The 16,910-nt window shown below is 43.5% G+C and carries 15 protein-coding genes; 4 read left to right on the top strand and 11 right to left on the bottom strand.

Translation table 11 applies throughout. The annotated features are described in order from the left end of the window. The first annotated feature begins 312 nt into the window (after positions 1-312). Entirely contained in the window at positions 313-687 is a 375-nt protein-coding gene (locus RA086_RS11900) for an MORN repeat-containing protein (RefSeq protein ID WP_308704003.1), read from the top strand. Then, positions 677-2,524, top strand: a complete 1,848-nt coding sequence (locus tag RA086_RS11905) for an acyltransferase family protein (RefSeq protein WP_308704004.1) — start codon at positions 677-679, stop codon at positions 2,522-2,524. The genes RA086_RS11900 and RA086_RS11905 overlap by 11 nt, the downstream gene beginning before the upstream one ends. Positions 2,525-2,651: 127 nt before the next feature. Here the strand turns inward: RA086_RS11905 and RA086_RS11910 are convergent, their stop codons facing one another. The 5 genes from RA086_RS11910 to RA086_RS11930 form a co-directional block, all read right to left on the bottom strand. Next, the gene (locus tag RA086_RS11910) at positions 2,652-3,017 is read right to left on the bottom strand and encodes a hypothetical protein (protein WP_308704005.1); all 366 of its coding nucleotides are present in this window, start codon (positions 3,015-3,017) and stop codon (positions 2,652-2,654) included. Between the two features lie 110 nt (positions 3,018-3,127). Beyond that, positions 3,128-3,988 (bottom strand): metal ABC transporter solute-binding protein, encoded by an 861-nt coding sequence (locus tag RA086_RS11915; protein WP_308704472.1) that lies wholly within the window; start codon positions 3,986-3,988, stop codon positions 3,128-3,130. A gap of 760 nt (positions 3,989-4,748) precedes the next feature. Beyond that, positions 4,749-5,702 carry a zinc-binding dehydrogenase gene (locus RA086_RS11920; RefSeq protein WP_308704473.1) on the bottom strand — a complete coding sequence of 318 codons (954 nt, stop codon included), beginning with the start codon at positions 5,700-5,702 and terminating at the stop codon, positions 4,749-4,751. A 120-nt stretch (positions 5,703-5,822) separates the two neighbouring features. Beyond that, positions 5,823-7,151 (bottom strand): MATE family efflux transporter, encoded by a 1,329-nt coding sequence (locus RA086_RS11925; protein ID WP_308704474.1) that lies wholly within the window; start codon positions 7,149-7,151, stop codon positions 5,823-5,825. 255 nt (positions 7,152-7,406) lie between these two features. Then, positions 7,407-8,138, bottom strand: coding sequence for a hypothetical protein (locus tag RA086_RS11930; protein WP_308704006.1), 732 nt, complete (start codon positions 8,136-8,138; stop codon positions 7,407-7,409). Between the two features lie 345 nt (positions 8,139-8,483). Between RA086_RS11930 and RA086_RS11935 the strand changes: the two genes are divergently transcribed. Next, positions 8,484-9,259 (top strand): IS5 family transposase gene (locus tag RA086_RS11935; RefSeq protein ID WP_308704007.1). Its coding sequence is split into 2 segments (ribosomal slippage): positions 8,484-8,808 and positions 8,808-9,259, totalling 777 coding nucleotides; the frame shifts between segments, so codons are not numbered across the junction. An 82-nt stretch (positions 9,260-9,341) separates the two neighbouring features. On the opposite strand, the gene RA086_RS11940 is transcribed toward RA086_RS11935, so the two are convergent. The 4 genes from RA086_RS11940 to yjeM form a co-directional block, all read right to left on the bottom strand. Further along, positions 9,342-9,800, bottom strand: a complete 459-nt coding sequence (locus tag RA086_RS11940; protein WP_308704008.1) for a GNAT family N-acetyltransferase — start codon at positions 9,798-9,800, stop codon at positions 9,342-9,344. Between the two features lie 69 nt (positions 9,801-9,869). Continuing rightward, positions 9,870-10,334: a PTS glucose transporter subunit IIA gene (locus RA086_RS11945; protein ID WP_308704009.1), complete on the bottom strand. Its 465-nt coding sequence runs from the start codon at positions 10,332-10,334 to the stop codon at positions 9,870-9,872. A gap of 318 nt (positions 10,335-10,652) precedes the next feature. Next, on the bottom strand, positions 10,653-10,925 hold the full coding sequence (locus tag RA086_RS11950; RefSeq protein ID WP_308704010.1) for a type II toxin-antitoxin system RelB/DinJ family antitoxin: 273 nt from the start codon (positions 10,923-10,925) through the stop codon (positions 10,653-10,655). Positions 10,926-11,216: 291 nt separating this feature from the next. Beyond that, positions 11,217-12,707, bottom strand: a complete 1,491-nt coding sequence (gene yjeM / locus RA086_RS11955) for a glutamate/gamma-aminobutyrate family transporter YjeM (protein WP_308704011.1) — start codon at positions 12,705-12,707, stop codon at positions 11,217-11,219. 178 nt (positions 12,708-12,885) lie between these two features. Between yjeM and RA086_RS11960 the strand changes: the two genes are divergently transcribed. Further along, positions 12,886-13,440: a hypothetical protein gene (locus RA086_RS11960; RefSeq protein WP_308704012.1), complete on the top strand. Its 555-nt coding sequence runs from the start codon at positions 12,886-12,888 to the stop codon at positions 13,438-13,440. A 74-nt stretch (positions 13,441-13,514) separates the two neighbouring features. On the opposite strand, the gene RA086_RS11965 is transcribed toward RA086_RS11960, so the two are convergent. Together RA086_RS11965 and RA086_RS11970 are read right to left on the bottom strand one after the other, a co-directional pair. Next, positions 13,515-14,975 carry a glycoside hydrolase family 1 protein gene (locus tag RA086_RS11965; protein WP_308704013.1) on the bottom strand — a complete coding sequence of 487 codons (1,461 nt, stop codon included), beginning with the start codon at positions 14,973-14,975 and terminating at the stop codon, positions 13,515-13,517. Continuing rightward, positions 14,975-16,855: a beta-glucoside-specific PTS transporter subunit IIABC gene (locus tag RA086_RS11970; RefSeq protein WP_308704014.1), complete on the bottom strand. Its 1,881-nt coding sequence runs from the start codon at positions 16,853-16,855 to the stop codon at positions 14,975-14,977. Before RA086_RS11970 ends, RA086_RS11965 begins: the two co-directional genes overlap by 1 nt. Between the last annotated feature and the right edge of the window lie 55 nt (positions 16,856-16,910).

The following is a 16,910-nucleotide window of genomic DNA, read 5'->3' on the forward strand; positions in this document are numbered from 1 at the left end:
AATTCTGGCACGTTTAGCTGACAAACACGTTTTCAGAAAAAGGCTTGCTATTTTCCAAGCGTCTTTGACAGTCTTACATAAAAAGTCATCATACAATGGATATTGAACCGGGTTAATAAATTACCATTGGTTACAAATACAATAGGTTTTAATATGTTGACATAAAGTCAATTATCCAAAATATCAATAGCTTAAAATGCATCGATTCTACAACCAATCTTAGACTGGCTTTGACAACTAGTTTAGCTCAGGTATAATCAAGCTAATATATTGATACTTAACGAACATTCTTTTCAAAAAGGACTGGAGAAAATGAAGAAACGTTGGCTATTCGAGGGGCTAGTTGTGCTGACTTTGATTGGGTTAGCAAACTTTAGCTTGTCGACATCAAAGCAACAGCAAGCCCATTATACTTTGGATCATCAGCGAATCATTTATGACGGTGGCATGCTGAAAAACAAATTTAACGGTCAAGGAAAATTAAAATTAGCCAATCAAGATTATTATGTTGGTCATTTTAAAAATGGCCAATTTTCTGGTCACGGCAATTTCAAATCTCATAAGAATTGGCAATATCAAGGAAATTTCACAGCTGGCGTCCCTGATGGCAAAGGTGTCTTAACCACTGCTAACAAAAAAACTTATCGCGGTCTTTTTAATAAAGGGGAACTCGTTCATGCGGATTAAATGGTTTAGTTTTGTCCGGATTGCAGGCTTACTGTTAGTCCTAACCTATCATTTCTTTAAAAACACCTATCCTGGAGGCTTTATTGGCGTAGATATCTTCTTTACCTTCTCAGGATTCTTAATTACCGCTTTAATGTTGGACGAGTTTGCAGCGACCCAACATTTTCAACTGTTGGCTTTTTATCGCCGGCGTTTCTATCGAATTGTCCCGCCATTGGTCTTGTCAATTTTAGTGGTCGTGCCCCTCACCTACTTGATCAGCCCAAATTATATTACGGGACTTGGCAAACAAATTGCCGCGGCTATCGGTTTTACGACGAATTATTTTGAAATCATGACGGGAGGCAGCTATGAATCCAAGTTCATGCCACATCTCTTCGTACATACTTGGTCACTAGCCGTTGAAATGCACTTCTACCTAATTTGGGGCTTCCTAATGGCGATTTTTACCCAAATCATTCGCCGCTTTAACTTCGACAATGCCCGTAAAGCCCAAATCTTTCGTCTGAGTGTTGGCATCGTCTCACTCATTTTGGCGCTTGAGAGTTTCACTGCCATGGCAATCGGGAGTGCCGGGCTCACTGATTTCTCAAAAGTTTACTTTTCAAGTGTCACACATAGCTTCCCATTTTTCGTTGGCGCCTTACTCGCCAGTTTTACTGGTATCAAGTCGATTCCACGAGCCTTTGAGCGACTAATGGCCCATGCGAATGCTTTCGTCGTCAGTTTTGAACTCATTTTGACCTTTGCTGTCCTAGGTCTTTTAGGCTTACGGTTACAATTTTCAAGCCGCGCGACTTATACTGGCGGTATTTTATTGGCAAGTCTACTAGCCGCCCTGGCAATTCTTTTGGCGCGAATGCTCCATCACTGTACGCCCAATCAGCAAGAACCGCGCTGGGCAACTTTTATCGCTGACATCAGCTACAGTCTGTACCTCTATCACTGGCCATTATTCGTCATCTTCTCACAACTCGTCAGTGTCCCTTGGGCAGTCGTCATTACGCTGGTTATTGGCATCCCTTGCTCGGCGTTGTCCTATTACATCATCGAACCGTTGATTGCCGGTAAACAGCCCCACGCATTGCACAATTTTCACGACTTACGTCCCTTAAAACAAGGGTTGTTGGCCGCAACCGTTGCCTTGATGGCCGTGACCGGTTACACCGCCTACCACGCACCGGTCCTGACTGGTCTGGAACGTCAACTGTGGATTGGTGGTATTTATCAAGCTGCTGACCAGATGACGACCACCAAAAACGTGGTGATGGCCGCTGTAAAACAGCACAAGGTTAAACTTAATGCCACTGCAAAAATTCAAGCACCAAAAGGCGTCTCAATTATTGGCGATAGTGTCACGCTGGGGACCCGCGATTATCTTGGCAAACATGTCGCTGACAGTACGATTGACGCCAAAGGTGAACGAACCATGGATCTCGCGTACCAAGTTATGATGACCCAGCAGAAGAACCATGTTTTACGCCAAAATGTGGTCATTTGTATCGGTACCAACGCCCTAGACGGCTGGCAAGCACAACTTGATCACCTCATCCGTGATTTAGAACCCGGCCACCATCTCATTTTAGTCACCCCTTATGATCAACGGGCAACCCCGGATTGGAATTCATCTAAAGTGGCCGATTATGAACGCACCTTGCCGGCTAAATTTGATTTCATCACGGTTTCGGACTGGCAGCGATTAGCCGCAAAACATCCAGAAGTCTTCAAGGGGACTGATGGCGTTCATTTTGCTGGTCGTGAAAGTGGCGACATCATCTACGCGCAAGCGGTAAACGACGGCTTAAAAGCCGCTGCCAAAACACCGTTGAAAAAGTAGCCCTAATTGATTTCAATGACCCTCAAACAAAAACACTGGTAGAGATGTGCTAACTGAATACGCGTCTCTACCAGTGCTTTTAAGTTTAGAAGTTTCATAGCATCACTAAAATGGGTCTGACAAATCTTTACGCAGCGTTTTTTTGAACCTGATACCCATTAACGAGTAATTGGTTCCGGAACCACGTGTTGAACATGGCGCCATACCAAACTGCGCCGAGAATGTTAATAGCAAGCTGAACGTTGGTAGTAAACAGTGCTTGAACCAACATATTGACCGTCATCAAGGCTAAAAATGGCACTAACGCTTTGATGATAAAAAACGGGGTACGGTAACGAAAACTAAATAACGCAAAGAACCAAGTAAATAGAAATGCCAACCAGTTGAACGACCCGCGGACTACTTTAGTATCCTGCTGGCCATCAACGGTTTTCACTAACACTTGATCGTGTTTGACCCGCCCTTTAAAATTAAACCAATCTGCAAAAGTCACGCCAATGCTTCCTTTCTATTGACTCAATTAATTATGACCCTAGTAAAAAGCCTTATCAATATAATAACAGTAATATTGGCGGAGTTGAAATCTAAGACCGGCGCTAGACCTTATTTTGTCGTTAACAACTGATTTAATTGCCGATACTGACTGAGCATCCACTGCCGATAGTTTTGGTGAGCAGGCATGGTCTCGGTAACTTGTAAAACGGGGACGTTCTGTTTTTTAGCTAAATCGACCATCGCCGTGACCAAATGATCGGTCACTTGTTTATTTTGCACAAAGAAAGCGACTTGATGGGTTTTCAAATCTTTTTGCATGGTTTTAATCACTTGCGGTGACGGATCGGTACCCTTTTCAATCGCGTTCTCAAATGCCACGTTACTGACTTTAAATCCCATTGCAGTTAACGCGTCGTCAAAAACAGGCTCACTAACCAAAACTTGGCAATGAGTCAGTTGATCAGCGCGCTGCCGTAACTGAGTTAATTCCTGTTGAATTGGTTTGAGCGTAGCAATATACGCTTGCGCCCGTTTCTGAAAATAGGCTTTGTGCTTCGGCTGTGCTTGCCCATATTGCTTGGCTAACGCTATCGCCAACTTAGGCATCGTGGTCGGGTCATACCAAAGGTGCTCATTGACCCCCACTTGCTTGCCCATAACATCTTCCCCAACTTGCACAAACTTGGCCTTCGGTGCATTTTTAACCAGTTTTGCCATCCAGTTATCGTAGCCTAGACCGTTCGCCACCACAATATCGGCCTGCGCAACTTGGGTCGCAACTTTACTCGTCGGTTCATAATCATGCGGATCAACGGTTGGCGATTTAATCACCGCCTTGACCTGTACCCGTTTACCCCCAACGGCTTTGGCAACTTCACCGTAAAAATTTGTCGTCGTAACAACGGACAACTTATCCGACGGCGTATTCTGCGACCGTGCTTGCCGACAACCGGCGAGTCCAAGTAGCATCCCGCTCAAGCCTAATATTCCAAACAACTTTAAAAATTTCAATCGCAATTTCCTCCAATAGCCTTTAAATCGTAATCATTACTCTTTAAAGGTTATCAGTAATTGCTGCTTTTGTAAATAGTAATAATTACTTTTTACAAAATTGATTATTAAAGAAAAAATTGTACACAAATAGCTGACTGATTCGAATCAGTCAGCTATTTAAACCATCACCTAAAGGTTGAAAGTTAAAAATTGCCGGTCTGCACCACTACGTCAACAATCCGGTAATGAAAACTAGTCGACTACTGCCGCTTCCGGTTGTTGCCGATAACATGCGGACGAGGGACCGGTTCAAGCCATAGAAACGTCTTGAACCTCGCCCGGAAACTTTGCCAAAGCCGCAAATCTCCCGGACCGTCCGTGGTGTAAGGCCGGCAAAAGAACGCCGGTCAAACACTACCTGCACGCCCGATGCTATCAGCAACAACCTCCAGCTAAGTCAGTAGCTATTTATGCTTAGCGGAGTCAGTCAAAATCGGTGTGCAGTGTCGGCAAGATTAATCGGCGTTCTTTGCTGACTAATCTCGCGGGGCAATTCAAAGACGTGTTTTGTCGGCTTGGAATTGAGGCGTCAGACCGTACCTTGGCTGGCGCCGTCACCCACAGCACACCGATTTTGACTGACGGAGCGCTAAATTTAGGTGAGTCTACTTTAGGCTTATGGGTTTACTACAACATTTGTGATGCTTTTGAGTCTTTCAACCTTTAGACCATTACTTTAAATGACCACCACTAATTTGCCAAAGCTGTGCTTACCTTCAATCTCACGATGAGCCATCGCGACCGTTGCTAAGCTAAAGACTTTAGCTGGCGCAAGGTCAACATGCTGCGCTTGAATGAGATCTAGCAACGCTTGCAAAACTTCAGTTTGAACATCGCCAGAATAAAACGAGGTTAAGTAGCAATTATTAGGGATCGCCGAAATTGGCTCGAAGTCCGTCAGATCCCATTGACCGCCAAGTTCACCGGTAGAGCTCACAATGCCACCAGAATTCAGATGCTGCAACGAATCTTTGACTGTCTTTGGTCCAATTAGATCCAAAACTTTGTCGAAACGGGCTTCTTTAGGCAAATCGGCTTCTCCGCCAATCAACACCTGATCAACGCCCGCCGCAGTCAATAACGCTGATTTAGCAACCTGACGTGTCGTACTTGTGACTTGAATACTTGGATCGATCGCATGGGCCAACTTAGCCGCGGTCACCCCGACCCCACTCGTACCACCACGAATCAACAGTTGGTCATGGGCCTGTAATCGCAATCCTAGTAACGCCCCATAAGCGGTATAACCAGTTTCTGGAATCGCCGCTAAATCGGCCCACGACAAGTCTGTCGTCACTGGATAAATTTGATCATTAGGTAATAGGACATATTCGGCATAACTCCCGCCAAATGCACGACCCATTTCACCCATGAACGACATGACCTTTTGACCAACCGCTAACTTAGGGTCAGCGGTTGATTCAGCGACTTCGCCAACAACTTCAATCCCCAAGATTCGTGGAAAATGTACCGTTGGTGAAAGCCCCTGCCGCGTAAAGATTTCAGAATGGTTAATGCCAAATCCGCGCACCTTGATCAGACTCCACCCCGGCTTAACAGTCGGTTTCTCAACTTCACAATACGTTAGCGCATCCGGTCCACCTGGTTGTGTCACTACAACGGCGTGCATTTTGCTCATGACTAATTCCTCCTTGAATCGTTTAGTTTATTGTAAGCCACAACTGGACAATTTGATGGTTGAAAGCCTTAAAAAAGTGATTGCCAATTGATCGACAATCACTTTTTTAACTTAGGCTTGTAACAGCGGTTTAAATTTCCAATAATAAAATCCCAATCCAATCAAGACCGTTAAGATATCCGCGATTGGTTGTGACCAAACGACCCCCAGATAGCCGAACCACTGATCCGCCACCACGATGACCAGCAAGAACACAAGACCTTGCCGCGCAATCGACATGATAAAAGCACCTAAGGCTTGGCCAGTGGACTGAAAAACCGTTGTGAAAACTAAAATAATGCCAATTAGTGGCGTTGTACTTAATAAACTACGTAATAATAAGCTCCCAGCTTTGACAATAATGGCTTGTGGCATAAACCAGCTCACAATTGTCGGCGCAAAAATCATTAATATTGCCGCTAACACAAAAGCCAAGCCAGCTTCGACAAATAGATCAAAATGAATAATTTGCTTGAGCCGGTGAAACTCTTTAGCTCCGAAGTTGTACCCAATCATCGGCTGAACCCCAAAGGCAAACCCAACAATCAGTAACATCACAATCATGTAAATCTTGCTAGCAATCCCAAAGGCGGCAACTTGGCTCGCACCATAATGTGCCAAATAATTATTCAATAACGCCGTCCCAAAACTTTGCATTAAATTCGTTATTGACGCTGGAATCCCAATGAGCAAAATGGCCTTGATCAAGGCCCCCGTTAAATGCCGCTGATGCCAATCAACACTATTCACCTGGCACTTCGTTAGGACAAAATAGATTAAAATAGCGTCGGTCAAAGCATAACCGATCACGGTCGCTAAAGCTGCCCCAGCCGCACCCAAACCCAACGGAAAAATGAAGATGGGATCAAGGACAATCGTTAAGGCTGTGCCCGAAACCGTCGCAATCATTGATTGTGTCGCCAGTCCTTCGGTTCGAATCATATTGCTAGGAATCAACGAAAAAATGATAAAGCTGGCTCCAAGTGCCATGATACGATAAAATTGCGCCGCATAACGATAGGTTTCACTGGTTGCACCAAATAGGGTTAAGATTTGACGCTCAAAAACGAGTAATAATACCGTCACCACAAGACCAGTCGCTATGCCGACGTAGGCACTAAAACTACTGACCCGACGACTAGTCCCGTCATCCTGTGTGCCGAGTAGTCGTGACATCAGTGCGCTCCCACCGAGGCCAAAGATATCGCCAACTGCCAGCATAAACGAAAATAGTGGCGTACAGAGCGCAACCCCGGCAACTAACGCGGTATTCTGGGTTTGTGAAACAAAAAAGGTGTCGGCCAGATTGTAGATCATACTGGCTAACATCCCGAAAACGACCGGTAAAGCCAGTTGAAAATAAGCCTGTGGAATCGGCTTTTTAACGAATAATTCTTCCATAGTGAATCCTCCAAGATAACTTGTTTGGATTGGCATGATGGCATAACCTAGGTTTAATTCAAAATCATGATTGACTTTGAGACTATCAAACTTGGCTAAATCCATGGAAGCTCGTCTTTTCAACTGGATGGCTTTTGTTCTAATCACATTCTAGATTTGCGCAACGAAGCTAATCATCAGCGTTGCTATTCTGATAAAGCTGATACATTTAGTTTAACAAATATCTTTATTGAATTCACGGGGTGAACGCAAATTTTATGATTTAGCTGACAAGGCGTTGGTACTAGCAATTAAGTATGGTATAACTGAAATTTGTACTGCCGCAGCACAGCTCTCCCAACTAATTAGCCGATGGGCTTGGCCTTGGGAATCAATATATAACTGAAGATAACGGAAAAATGTTGGCTTGCCATCTAATTGTCGAGTTTCCCGAAACATTTTTTGTAAACTAGCGGTCAGCGTAGCCAGCGTCCATTGTTTCATTCGTCGATGGTAGGTCGTAACCATATCATGGTGTAGCTGTAAAATCACTTCATGGTAGCATTGACGATCTGCTTCGGCTATTGGCACATCTAAGGTTTCGTCTAAAGTCGTTAAATGCTTGCGAGCACCATTTAAATCTAAATCAAGCTGGTGCTTTGTCAAAGCTTTTTTCAAAACCATTGGCGTCGTTTGTTTAGGAGTATAATCCCTAACTTGTGGTTCAATTTGCCAGTCCATTAATAATTGTTTAATTTCAACAAGATCAGCGACACCGTCTGTACCCGGAAAAGCCTGCCTGAGATCCGCAGCAGTAATTTTCACCGCATGCTTTTCCGCGACAGATGTGATCAACACTTGATTTCCAGATTTAAGTAATATCGAATAATCGTGTTTATCTAGTAATGATTGAGTTACACAGAAGCCTAAAAAGTCTTGATAAACTTGAAAGCTTGCTAAAATTGTCTCAACATTCCACTCTTCAGTGCCGCCCCAAAAATTTTTCATGAGAAAATAGACATCTGTTGGATCATCAATATCTTCCTCATCAATAAAATCAATAATTTTTGCTGCTTTATGCTGACCAAATTCAAAATACGTATAGGCAATCTGTAATTGTACCGACCGGTATCTGTGATTAATTTGTCTAATAAATTCATTAAAATCAATCTCAACTGTTTTAAAGTGAATTTGATAGCCAGCTTCTGATTGTGAAAAAAATGGCGTTACATTATCACTAACCAGCTTTAGCGGTTGGTTGGCAAAAAAGTCTGGATCTAGTGGCTCACTAGGGTCTGTTTGAAAACATTTATTTTAGGTATAATCTTTGTAAAAACGAATTGAGGTTTTACCATGACAACGCCTAAACGTTATGAACTTGAAGATGATCAGTGGGAACGCATTGCCCCATTATTTCCACCATACCGAACTGGACGTCCATCCAAAATTGATGACCGAACTGCCTTTAACGCCATTCTCTGGGTTATGCGTAGTGGTGCGGCTTGGCGTGATTTACCAGAACGGTACGGCGCTTGGCAAACGGTATATAGTCGTTTCCGTCTTTGGGTTGAATCTGGGCTCTTCGAACGTATCTTTGAAGCACTCATCGATGATCCAGATATGGAAAACCTTAGTTTAGATTCGACGATTGTTCGAGCTCATCAAAAAGCAACTGGTGCAAAAAAAACGCCAAATGTTTGGTCGAGAATCAAGCCATTGGACTAAGTCGTGGTGGCCGTACGACGAAGATCCATGCGGTCGTAGATGGTCTAGGCAATCCGGTTCGCTTTTTACTAACAGGCGGTCAAGTCCATGATAGTCGTGCAGCACAAACTTTACTGGCATCATTGGACATATCTGAATCAAACGTCATTGCGAACAAAGCTTATGGAACCGCCGAGTTACGGCAATATATCACGGCAGAATCAGGGACCTACACGATTCCGCCAAAAGAGAATGCCAAAAATAAATGGGCATGTGATTATTACGTTTATTGTGAGCGCCATTTGATTGAAAATTTCTTTAACCTATTAAAGAACTATCGACGAATAGCAACTCGTTATGATAAATTAGCGCATGTCTTTTTATCAGCGGTGTATGTTGCCTCGATTTGTATTTTACTCAAGTAGTTTTCAAACAGACCCTAATTTCAGGATAATAATTCTTAGTCCGCTTCACAAAAAAAGAGCCCAGATTATCTAGGCTCACAAGTTAAATCGTCTTTTGCATCAAATAATTGGTTAATAAAATCCCCTGCCGTTCAACCTGTTGGGAACAACTGACTTGATAGCCTTGGCATTCGAAAAATGGCCGCGCGGTAATCGATGCAGCGGTTGTATAGCGTTTGACCGCTACGCCAGCTTCCAATGCCGTGACAAGTGCAGTCGCCACCCCTTGACATTGGTAATCTTTCGCCACATACAGGCGATCCAAATAGCCGCTCGTGGTCATGTCCGCAAAACCAATGAGCTGACCAGCCTGAATCGCCACTAACGTCAAATGTGCTGACAAGGATTGTTGCCAAGCGGTCCGCGTTTGCTCATCATCTGTCCCAATCCACGCAGCCAATTGGGGAGCCGAATAATCTTTGGCATTGCTTTGTAAAATGGTCCGTTTAAATAATTGGCGAATCGCCATCAAGTCGGTTGACTGATAGGTTCTGATCTTCATTGCCAAAGTTCCCCCTCCAATCCTCATTATCGCAAAAAAAGCTGGTCATCTGGCCAGCTTTTACGATGTTTAAGCTTTAATTTTTAGCGTTGCCAATTGGTCTCCTTGGGAAATTAACCCAGTCTTGCTAACTTCAAAATCAGTTGCTGACCGTTCAATTAGTCCACAAGTAATTAGCGCCGACTGGTTCGCAGCATGAATCGCATCAATATCTACACTCGCAACAATAACATCTGCTGAGATTGCATCACCCACTGACACTTGCCAATTAACGACTTGATCCTCTAAGTTAGCTGTTAAATCACCCAGTTGTAACAAGTATTCACAGCCGAAATCTGCCGCGATCGTGATCGTTTGAGCCGTTACCTTAGTCACTTGACCTGCAATTGGTGCATGAATTTCGCCTTCCATCGGTTCAATGGCAAAGCCTGCCGTTACCGCAGTTTCCGTTGCTTTTCGTAAATCCACATACATGCCATTAACAGGCGCAGCTAAATTAACGGTGTGTTTCCGTTGAAATAATTTCATCATCATAAAAACCTCCATTAAGTCAGGGTTCAATTACCGGTGGCCACCAGTATCATTAATTTATTAAGCGCTTTCTTAATTCACCTTTAGGATAACTTATCGAACGGGTTTCACGTCAAGGGAATCGGCCAAACTTTTTTGCTGAATAAATTTCCCACTTAATTATTGGTCTGAGTTGATCAGCTCATTTTCAACTAGAAGCTAATTTACGATGAACTAAAATGAGTGACAATGGCTTAAAAACAAACGGACACGGGTCAATCATTTTTTTAAGTTCAAAGCATTCGTTGCACAATTGTCTTCAAGTAAGCTAGTTGTCCTTGCTCAATCCGCATTCTCTCTGCCATATGACACCCCATCATCTCTTATGCCAATTTTTTTATTAAATGCCGCAATATCTTTCGGATCATCATTCCAAATATCGGGAAAGTCTTGCTTACCAGTCGGCACAAACGGCAGCTCATTTGTCTTGGTCAATTCAACCAAAAACATATTAACTGCTGTACTTAAATCGATCCCCATACCTGCGACAACTTCCGAAGCCTGCTCCTTGATTTCTTTGTTCAAGTGAATGGTCAGCGTTGTATCTTTTAGCATTGTCATCACCTCCGCCAGCATTGTGCTACTTTGTGTGTGCAATGTAGCAACACTGTTCCTGCCAACTTTTCCATCTGAAGTAGTTTAAATATAGCACACTCACCGAAACATTCGTTCCCATTTACAGAAACGATATAAAGTTTACCAAATCAATACCTTCGCCAAAACAGCCGTTATGCCTTCATCCCTACTTCTCATAAGATGGGGCCGCCTATAACACCAGAAAACAAAAAAATGTCACCTCCAAATTTGGAAGTGACAGCTATATATTAATCACAATTTATTTTTGATTTAACGATTAGTCGTTTGCCGTGTCCGTACTTCATACCAGATCCAGCCAAGGAGACCAAAGACGACTGGCCCAACCAGCATCCAAATCGTACTTTGAACCTTGCCATGTTCCAAAATTGGTTGCAGCAAGGTGAAAATATTGGCCCCTAAAACCACAACAAACACGACCCAACTAATAATTGTCGTCCAAGTTTGTGATTTATAAACTTCAAATGGTTTATGGATAGCTTTATTCTGTTTGAATTTAGGAAAAGCATATAGCAAGAACAAATATGGGAGCGTCATCGATACGTTCGCCATCAACGTCAAAATATTATAGAACGCTGAAGCATTTGGCGTCACAAATGACGCTAATAAGATAATGACAATTACGACCGTACATTGGACGATCATCGCATAACTAGGCATCCCATTTTGATTTAACTTGGTGAACTTCTTTGGCCACAATGACTTGGGTGTCCCAAGAATCAAGGTCTTTAGTGGTGAATAAGTTAACGTGAAGAATGCCCCTGAATAAGCTAAAAACATGCCTAACCCAGTATAGCGAGCAAACCACAGACCAATCGTGGTGCTTGTTGCTGTGGTCAATCCAAGCGATTGTCCCAACACATAACCGAGATTCTTCATCATCACGTAACTGATATTTCCCATATTCGTGGAAGGATCAGATAAAACGGCTTGCCAGTTCGTACTAAAGCCCCAGCACAAGATTCCTAACGCATAACCTAAAGTAATAATGACCGCCGAAATCATGATACCACGTGGAAAAGTCTTCTCAGGATTTTTCGTCTTATCAACCATACCCCCTAAGACTTCTAGCCCGCCATAGGCAAAGATTGCGAAGACGGCAAAACTCATCAACCCCACTGGTGCTTGATAATCTGGATTTGGCGAATGGAGGATATGCACAAAAGGCTGCGCCAGTTTACCATGGTTTAAGGCCAATACCACGCCCGAAACCACTAACAAAATGGCATTCAAGCTCGTGACCGCTACGCCACCTAAACTCGTCACGCGCACAATACCTTTGACCCCTTTTATTGAGACCACGGTCACTAGCACCATCCATAAGCAAGAGAGAATCCCAATCACTTGGGTCGCATTTAACCCCCATAATGCAAACTTCTGCGTTTGATCACTCCCGAAAAACGTTGTTGTAAAGGGAATCCAAACCTTTGCTGAAGTCGAAACGAGCCAAATGATATAAGAAGCAAACCACATGAATGTCCCCACGAACGCAAACTTGGCATTCACGCTGACTTGCAACCATTGATACATCCCACTACCATCATCCGATTTGACCGCAGCCCCGTATTCTGCCATCATCAAAGCAAACGGAATGAAAAAAAGTACCGCTGCTAATAAATAAAATAGAATTGACGCGTAGCCCATCAGATAAAATGCGACCGTACTGTTGGCAAAGCCGAAGACCGTCGTAAATATCATCATGACTAATGCCGTTAACGTAATTTTATTATCTTTTTCCGCCATTATTTCGCCCCATCGTTTCTGAATTGTTGTAAATTTCCCGACTCTTGGCAAATTCACATTTAACTTTAAGCGTACCGGAAGCACAAAATAACGACGTTGAAATTTGGTAATAAGATTATAATTTCTCTATGTGATTATTGGCATTAAATTTAATTAATTGAAACTAAAGGAAATCATCATGCCCGCAAAAAGAAAACTCAAACTGGTTATTACCCTAATCGGTTTACTAGTATTAGGTGGCGGTTGGCTAATCGTCAGCGCTCAGAATCATCCGTCAAGCCAACCTGCCCAACAAACGCAAGCAAAGTCCAAGCCCAAATATCGCACATTGACCTTGGATGAGTTACATCATGACCCTACTTTGACCTACTGTAGTATCATCTACTATACTGTCAAACACGGTAAAATCCAACGCTGGCAAGAAGTCTCCAAGGTTTCACTTGGCTGGCAGATTGAGCAATATCCAACTAATGATGGTTTCAAAGTACTCGTCTGGCCAGATATGAACATCAAAAAAGAAGCCAAACAACTCCAGCCCAATTGGTTTGCCCTCACCAAAAATGATAGCGTCACTTATCACAGTTTCATCATTCACTCATTTCGTGATGATATGACCGCGACGACCAATCTTAAAACCATTGTCGACCAGATCAACCATGATCATGCGGCCATGAAGGTCCGGCAGATGACGCCCAAAATGCTTATCGTGAAACACAAAAATTCTGCCAACTGATTAACGGTTGGCAGAATTTTTTATAAACTGGCACTGGGCTCATAATTATGGCGGCAGATAACTATGAGTAGGATTTAAGCTAAATCATCTCCATTAGTTTTAATAACTTTTTGATACCAGTAGAACGAATCCTTTTTAAGTCGCTTCAAACTACCTTTACCGGTATCATCTTGATCCACATAAATAAAGCCATAGCGTTTCGACATTTCCGAAGTCGAGAAGCTAATCAGATCGATTGGTCCCCACATGGTATAGCCCATGAGTTGTACCCCATCGGCGACGGCTTCACGCATTTGCGTGATGTGCTTGCGTAAATAATCAATACGATAATCATCATGAATTTGATGATCCGCCGTTAGTTGATCTACCGCACCTAAGCCGTTTTCCACGACAAACAGTGGTTTTCGATAACGATCCCACAATTCATCTAAGGTGATCCGCAAACCAACCGGATCGATTTGCCAACCCCAATCGGATTCTTCCAAATAAGGGTTTCGACCACCCGTGGCCATATTGCCATTGACTTGTTCACCGGCATCAGCTTTGGTGACGGTCGTCATGTAATAACTAAAGCTGATGAAATCAACCGGATACTTGGCCAGAATTGCTTGATCATATGGGGCCATTTTGATTTCAATAGCGTTATCGGCAAAGAACCGATTCATGACTTCTGGATACTCACCACGAGCTTGGACGTCGGTAAAGAACAAGTTCTTATCGTCTTCCAACTGTGCGGCTTGAACATCAACTGGATTGGGGGTTGCCGGATAGGTCTGCATCCGTGCTAACATTGAGCCAATTTTAGCCTTTGGATCAATGGCATGCAATTGTTTGGTCGCAATCGCACTAGCCACGAATTGATGGTGTAGCGCTTGATAGCGAATTTGCATTTGATCATGTTTTGACATAGCGGTATCAATCGCACCAGTTTCATGGAAACCCCACGTCCCAGTGTTGATTTCGTTAAATGTCAGCCAATAAGGCACTTTTCCTTGATAGCGTTTGAAAACTGTTTCGGTAAAGTGGTTGAAGGCAGCAATCGTCTCCCGACTAGCCCAACCATTTTGCTTCAGCGTCAAGTTAATTGGCATTTCATAGTGCGATAACGTCACCAAAGGTTGAATTTTGTATTTGTGTAACTCATCAATCACGCGATCATAAAAGGCTAACCCAGCTTCATTGGGTTGTTGTTCATCACCCTGAGGAAATATCCGTGACCAAGCGATTGAAAAACGATAGACTTTAAAACCCATCTCGGCAAATAATTTAATATCTTCTTTATAGTGATGGTAAAAATCGACACCACGACGCTTCGGATAACGTGTATCGGTTGGGTCCGCAACCGCGGCCTTGATTGAGTCTGTCGTCACGGCATCCATGGACATCTTTTTACGATCCGTGGCTTTTTCCACAACTTCGGCCGTCGTGAGGCCTTTACCATCAACATTCCAAGCACCTTCAACTTGGTTGGCGGCTGTTGCGCCACCCCATAAGAAATCCTTGGGAAAACCTTTGGGATAAGTGGTTTTATACATTAAATCGTGGCTCCTTCCTTGCTAGTAGCTGTTTCAGGCTTTGGTTGTAACTTCAATAACCAGTTACCTTGTGCTTCAGTCGCAGTGGTTGGTTCAACGGCCTGATAGCTGGCAGTATTGGTTACGATGATCATTACCGTCGTGTCATATCCAGCGGCTTTAATTTGGTCGACGTCAAATTTTGTCACAACGTCACCCCGATCAACATGGGCATTTTGTTTCACTAAAGTTTCAAAATACTTGCCGTTCAATTGAACGGTATCAATCCCGATATGGATCAAGATTTCAGCACCATTATCAGAAGTAATCCCGATTGCATGACCAGTTGGATAAACCGCGCTCACGGTTCCGGCAACTGGCGAAACGACTTCACCGTTAGTCGGCACGATTGCTAACCCTTTACCCATCGCTTCAGAAGCGAACACTTCATCTTTGACACTGGTCAACGGAATAATCGTCCCTTCAACTGGTGCCATGATTGTATCATCATCAATTTCGGCTGTTTTTGGTGCTGTCGTAGCCTTAACTGGCACGTCATTCGTCACACCGAAAAAGTAAGTTAAGATTGCGGCACCTACAAAGGCGACGGCTAACCCAATTAATTCACCCGCAAAACCTTGACCTAAATAGGTCGGTAAAGCCAGCAAACTTGGTAACGTAAATGAACTGGCATGCACTTGAAAGGCCCCAGCAATCGCGCCACCAACGGCCCCACCGGCAACGGCACAGTAGAATGGTCGTTTGAGCTTCAAAGTCACCCCATAAATCGTTGGTTCAGTAATACCAAAGAAGGCGGTAATCACCGATGAACCCGCTAAGGCTTTCATTTTAGGATCTTTTGACTTTAAGAAGACTCCTAACGCAGCTCCCGCTTGTGATAAAACGGCGGCACTCAAGATTGGCAACAACGGATCGTAACCCATCTTGGCAATGTTATTCATCATCAATGGTACAAAAGTCCAGTGAACCCCAAAGATTACGAAGACTTGCCAGAAAGCGCCCATAATGAGCCCGGCACCAATTGGTAAGAAGTTGTAAACTGCCATCATACCATTAGCTAACGCGTTACTAATGGCACCACCGATTGGCCCAACAACCATCATCGTTAAAGGCACCATCACGATCAATGACAATAACGGGGTAAAAATATTTCGAATCGCTTCTGGGAATAATTTATCAAATAATGGTTCCAAGTAGGACAAGACCCAAACGGCTAACAGAATTGGAATCACCGTAGACGTATACGTCGTTGGGACGACCGGAATACCGAAGAAATGCAGTGTCGCTGACTTCGACATCACGCTAACTAACGTTGGATAAAGTAACGCTGCCCCCAGTGAAACACTCACAAATTGATTAACATGTAACTGTTTGGCCGCCGTAAACGCTAAGAAGATGGGTAGGAAATAAAAGATTGCATCCCCAGCTGCATACCAAATCTTGTAAGCCCCACTATTTGCGGACAACCAATTTAAAGCGACAAATAAAGCCAATAAGCCTTTCAAAATCCCGGCACCTGCTAAGGCACCCAAGAATGGCGTAAAAATACCAGAAATAAACGCAATGAAGCGGTTCACGATATTTTGTTTTTCACCAGCAGCTTCAACAGGTTGCGCCGCCGCATTATCATTGGCTAAACCAGCCAGATCAACTAAGGCATCGTAGACTTTAGCGACTGAGTTACCGATCACGACTTGATATTGACCGGCACTTTGAACAACTGTAATCACACCATCTAAATTGTTAATCGCATCTGTATCCGCCTTGTCAACCGCTTTCAAGTTGAAGCGAAGCCGGGTGGCACAGTGCCAAGCTTTAACAATATTTTCCTTGCCGCCGATATTCGTTAATATCTGTTGGGCGAGTGCTTTATAATCCATATTCTCTCTCTCCTTACAAAAAACTAAAAACCCAAGTAACCCACTGGTCGCCCTA

This window comes from Lactiplantibacillus brownii, from assembly GCF_031085375.1.
In the GTDB taxonomy this organism is placed as follows: domain Bacteria; phylum Bacillota; class Bacilli; order Lactobacillales; family Lactobacillaceae; genus Lactiplantibacillus; species Lactiplantibacillus brownii.

Coding starts and splice junctions, on each gene's coding strand:
- RA086_RS11900 (WP_308704003.1), top strand. CDS start 313: ATGAAGAAACGTTGGCTATTCGAGGGGCTAGTTGTGCTGACTTTGATT.
- RA086_RS11905 (WP_308704004.1), top strand. CDS start 677: ATGCGGATTAAATGGTTTAGTTTTGTCCGGATTGCAGGCTTACTGTTA.
- RA086_RS11915 (WP_308704472.1), bottom strand. CDS start 3,988: ATGCTACTTGGACTCGCCGGTTGTCGGCAAGCACGGTCGCAGAATACG.
- RA086_RS11920 (WP_308704473.1), bottom strand. CDS start 5,702: ATGCACGCCGTTGTAGTGACACAACCAGGTGGACCGGATGCGCTAACG.
- RA086_RS11925 (WP_308704474.1), bottom strand. CDS start 7,151: ATGGAAGAATTATTCGTTAAAAAGCCGATTCCACAGGCTTATTTTCAA.
- RA086_RS11930 (WP_308704006.1), bottom strand. CDS start 8,138: ATGAAAAATTTTTGGGGCGGCACTGAAGAGTGGAATGTTGAGACAATT.
- RA086_RS11940 (WP_308704008.1), bottom strand. CDS start 9,800: ATGAAGATCAGAACCTATCAGTCAACCGACTTGATGGCGATTCGCCAA.
- RA086_RS11945 (WP_308704009.1), bottom strand. CDS start 10,334: ATGATGATGAAATTATTTCAACGGAAACACACCGTTAATTTAGCTGCG.
- RA086_RS11950 (WP_308704010.1), bottom strand. CDS start 10,925: ATGCTAAAAGATACAACGCTGACCATTCACTTGAACAAAGAAATCAAG.
- yjeM (WP_308704011.1), bottom strand. CDS start 12,707: ATGGCGGAAAAAGATAATAAAATTACGTTAACGGCATTAGTCATGATG.
- RA086_RS11960 (WP_308704012.1), top strand. CDS start 12,886: ATGCCCGCAAAAAGAAAACTCAAACTGGTTATTACCCTAATCGGTTTA.
- RA086_RS11965 (WP_308704013.1), bottom strand. CDS start 14,975: ATGTATAAAACCACTTATCCCAAAGGTTTTCCCAAGGATTTCTTATGG.
- RA086_RS11970 (WP_308704014.1), bottom strand. CDS start 16,855: ATGGATTATAAAGCACTCGCCCAACAGATATTAACGAATATCGGCGGC.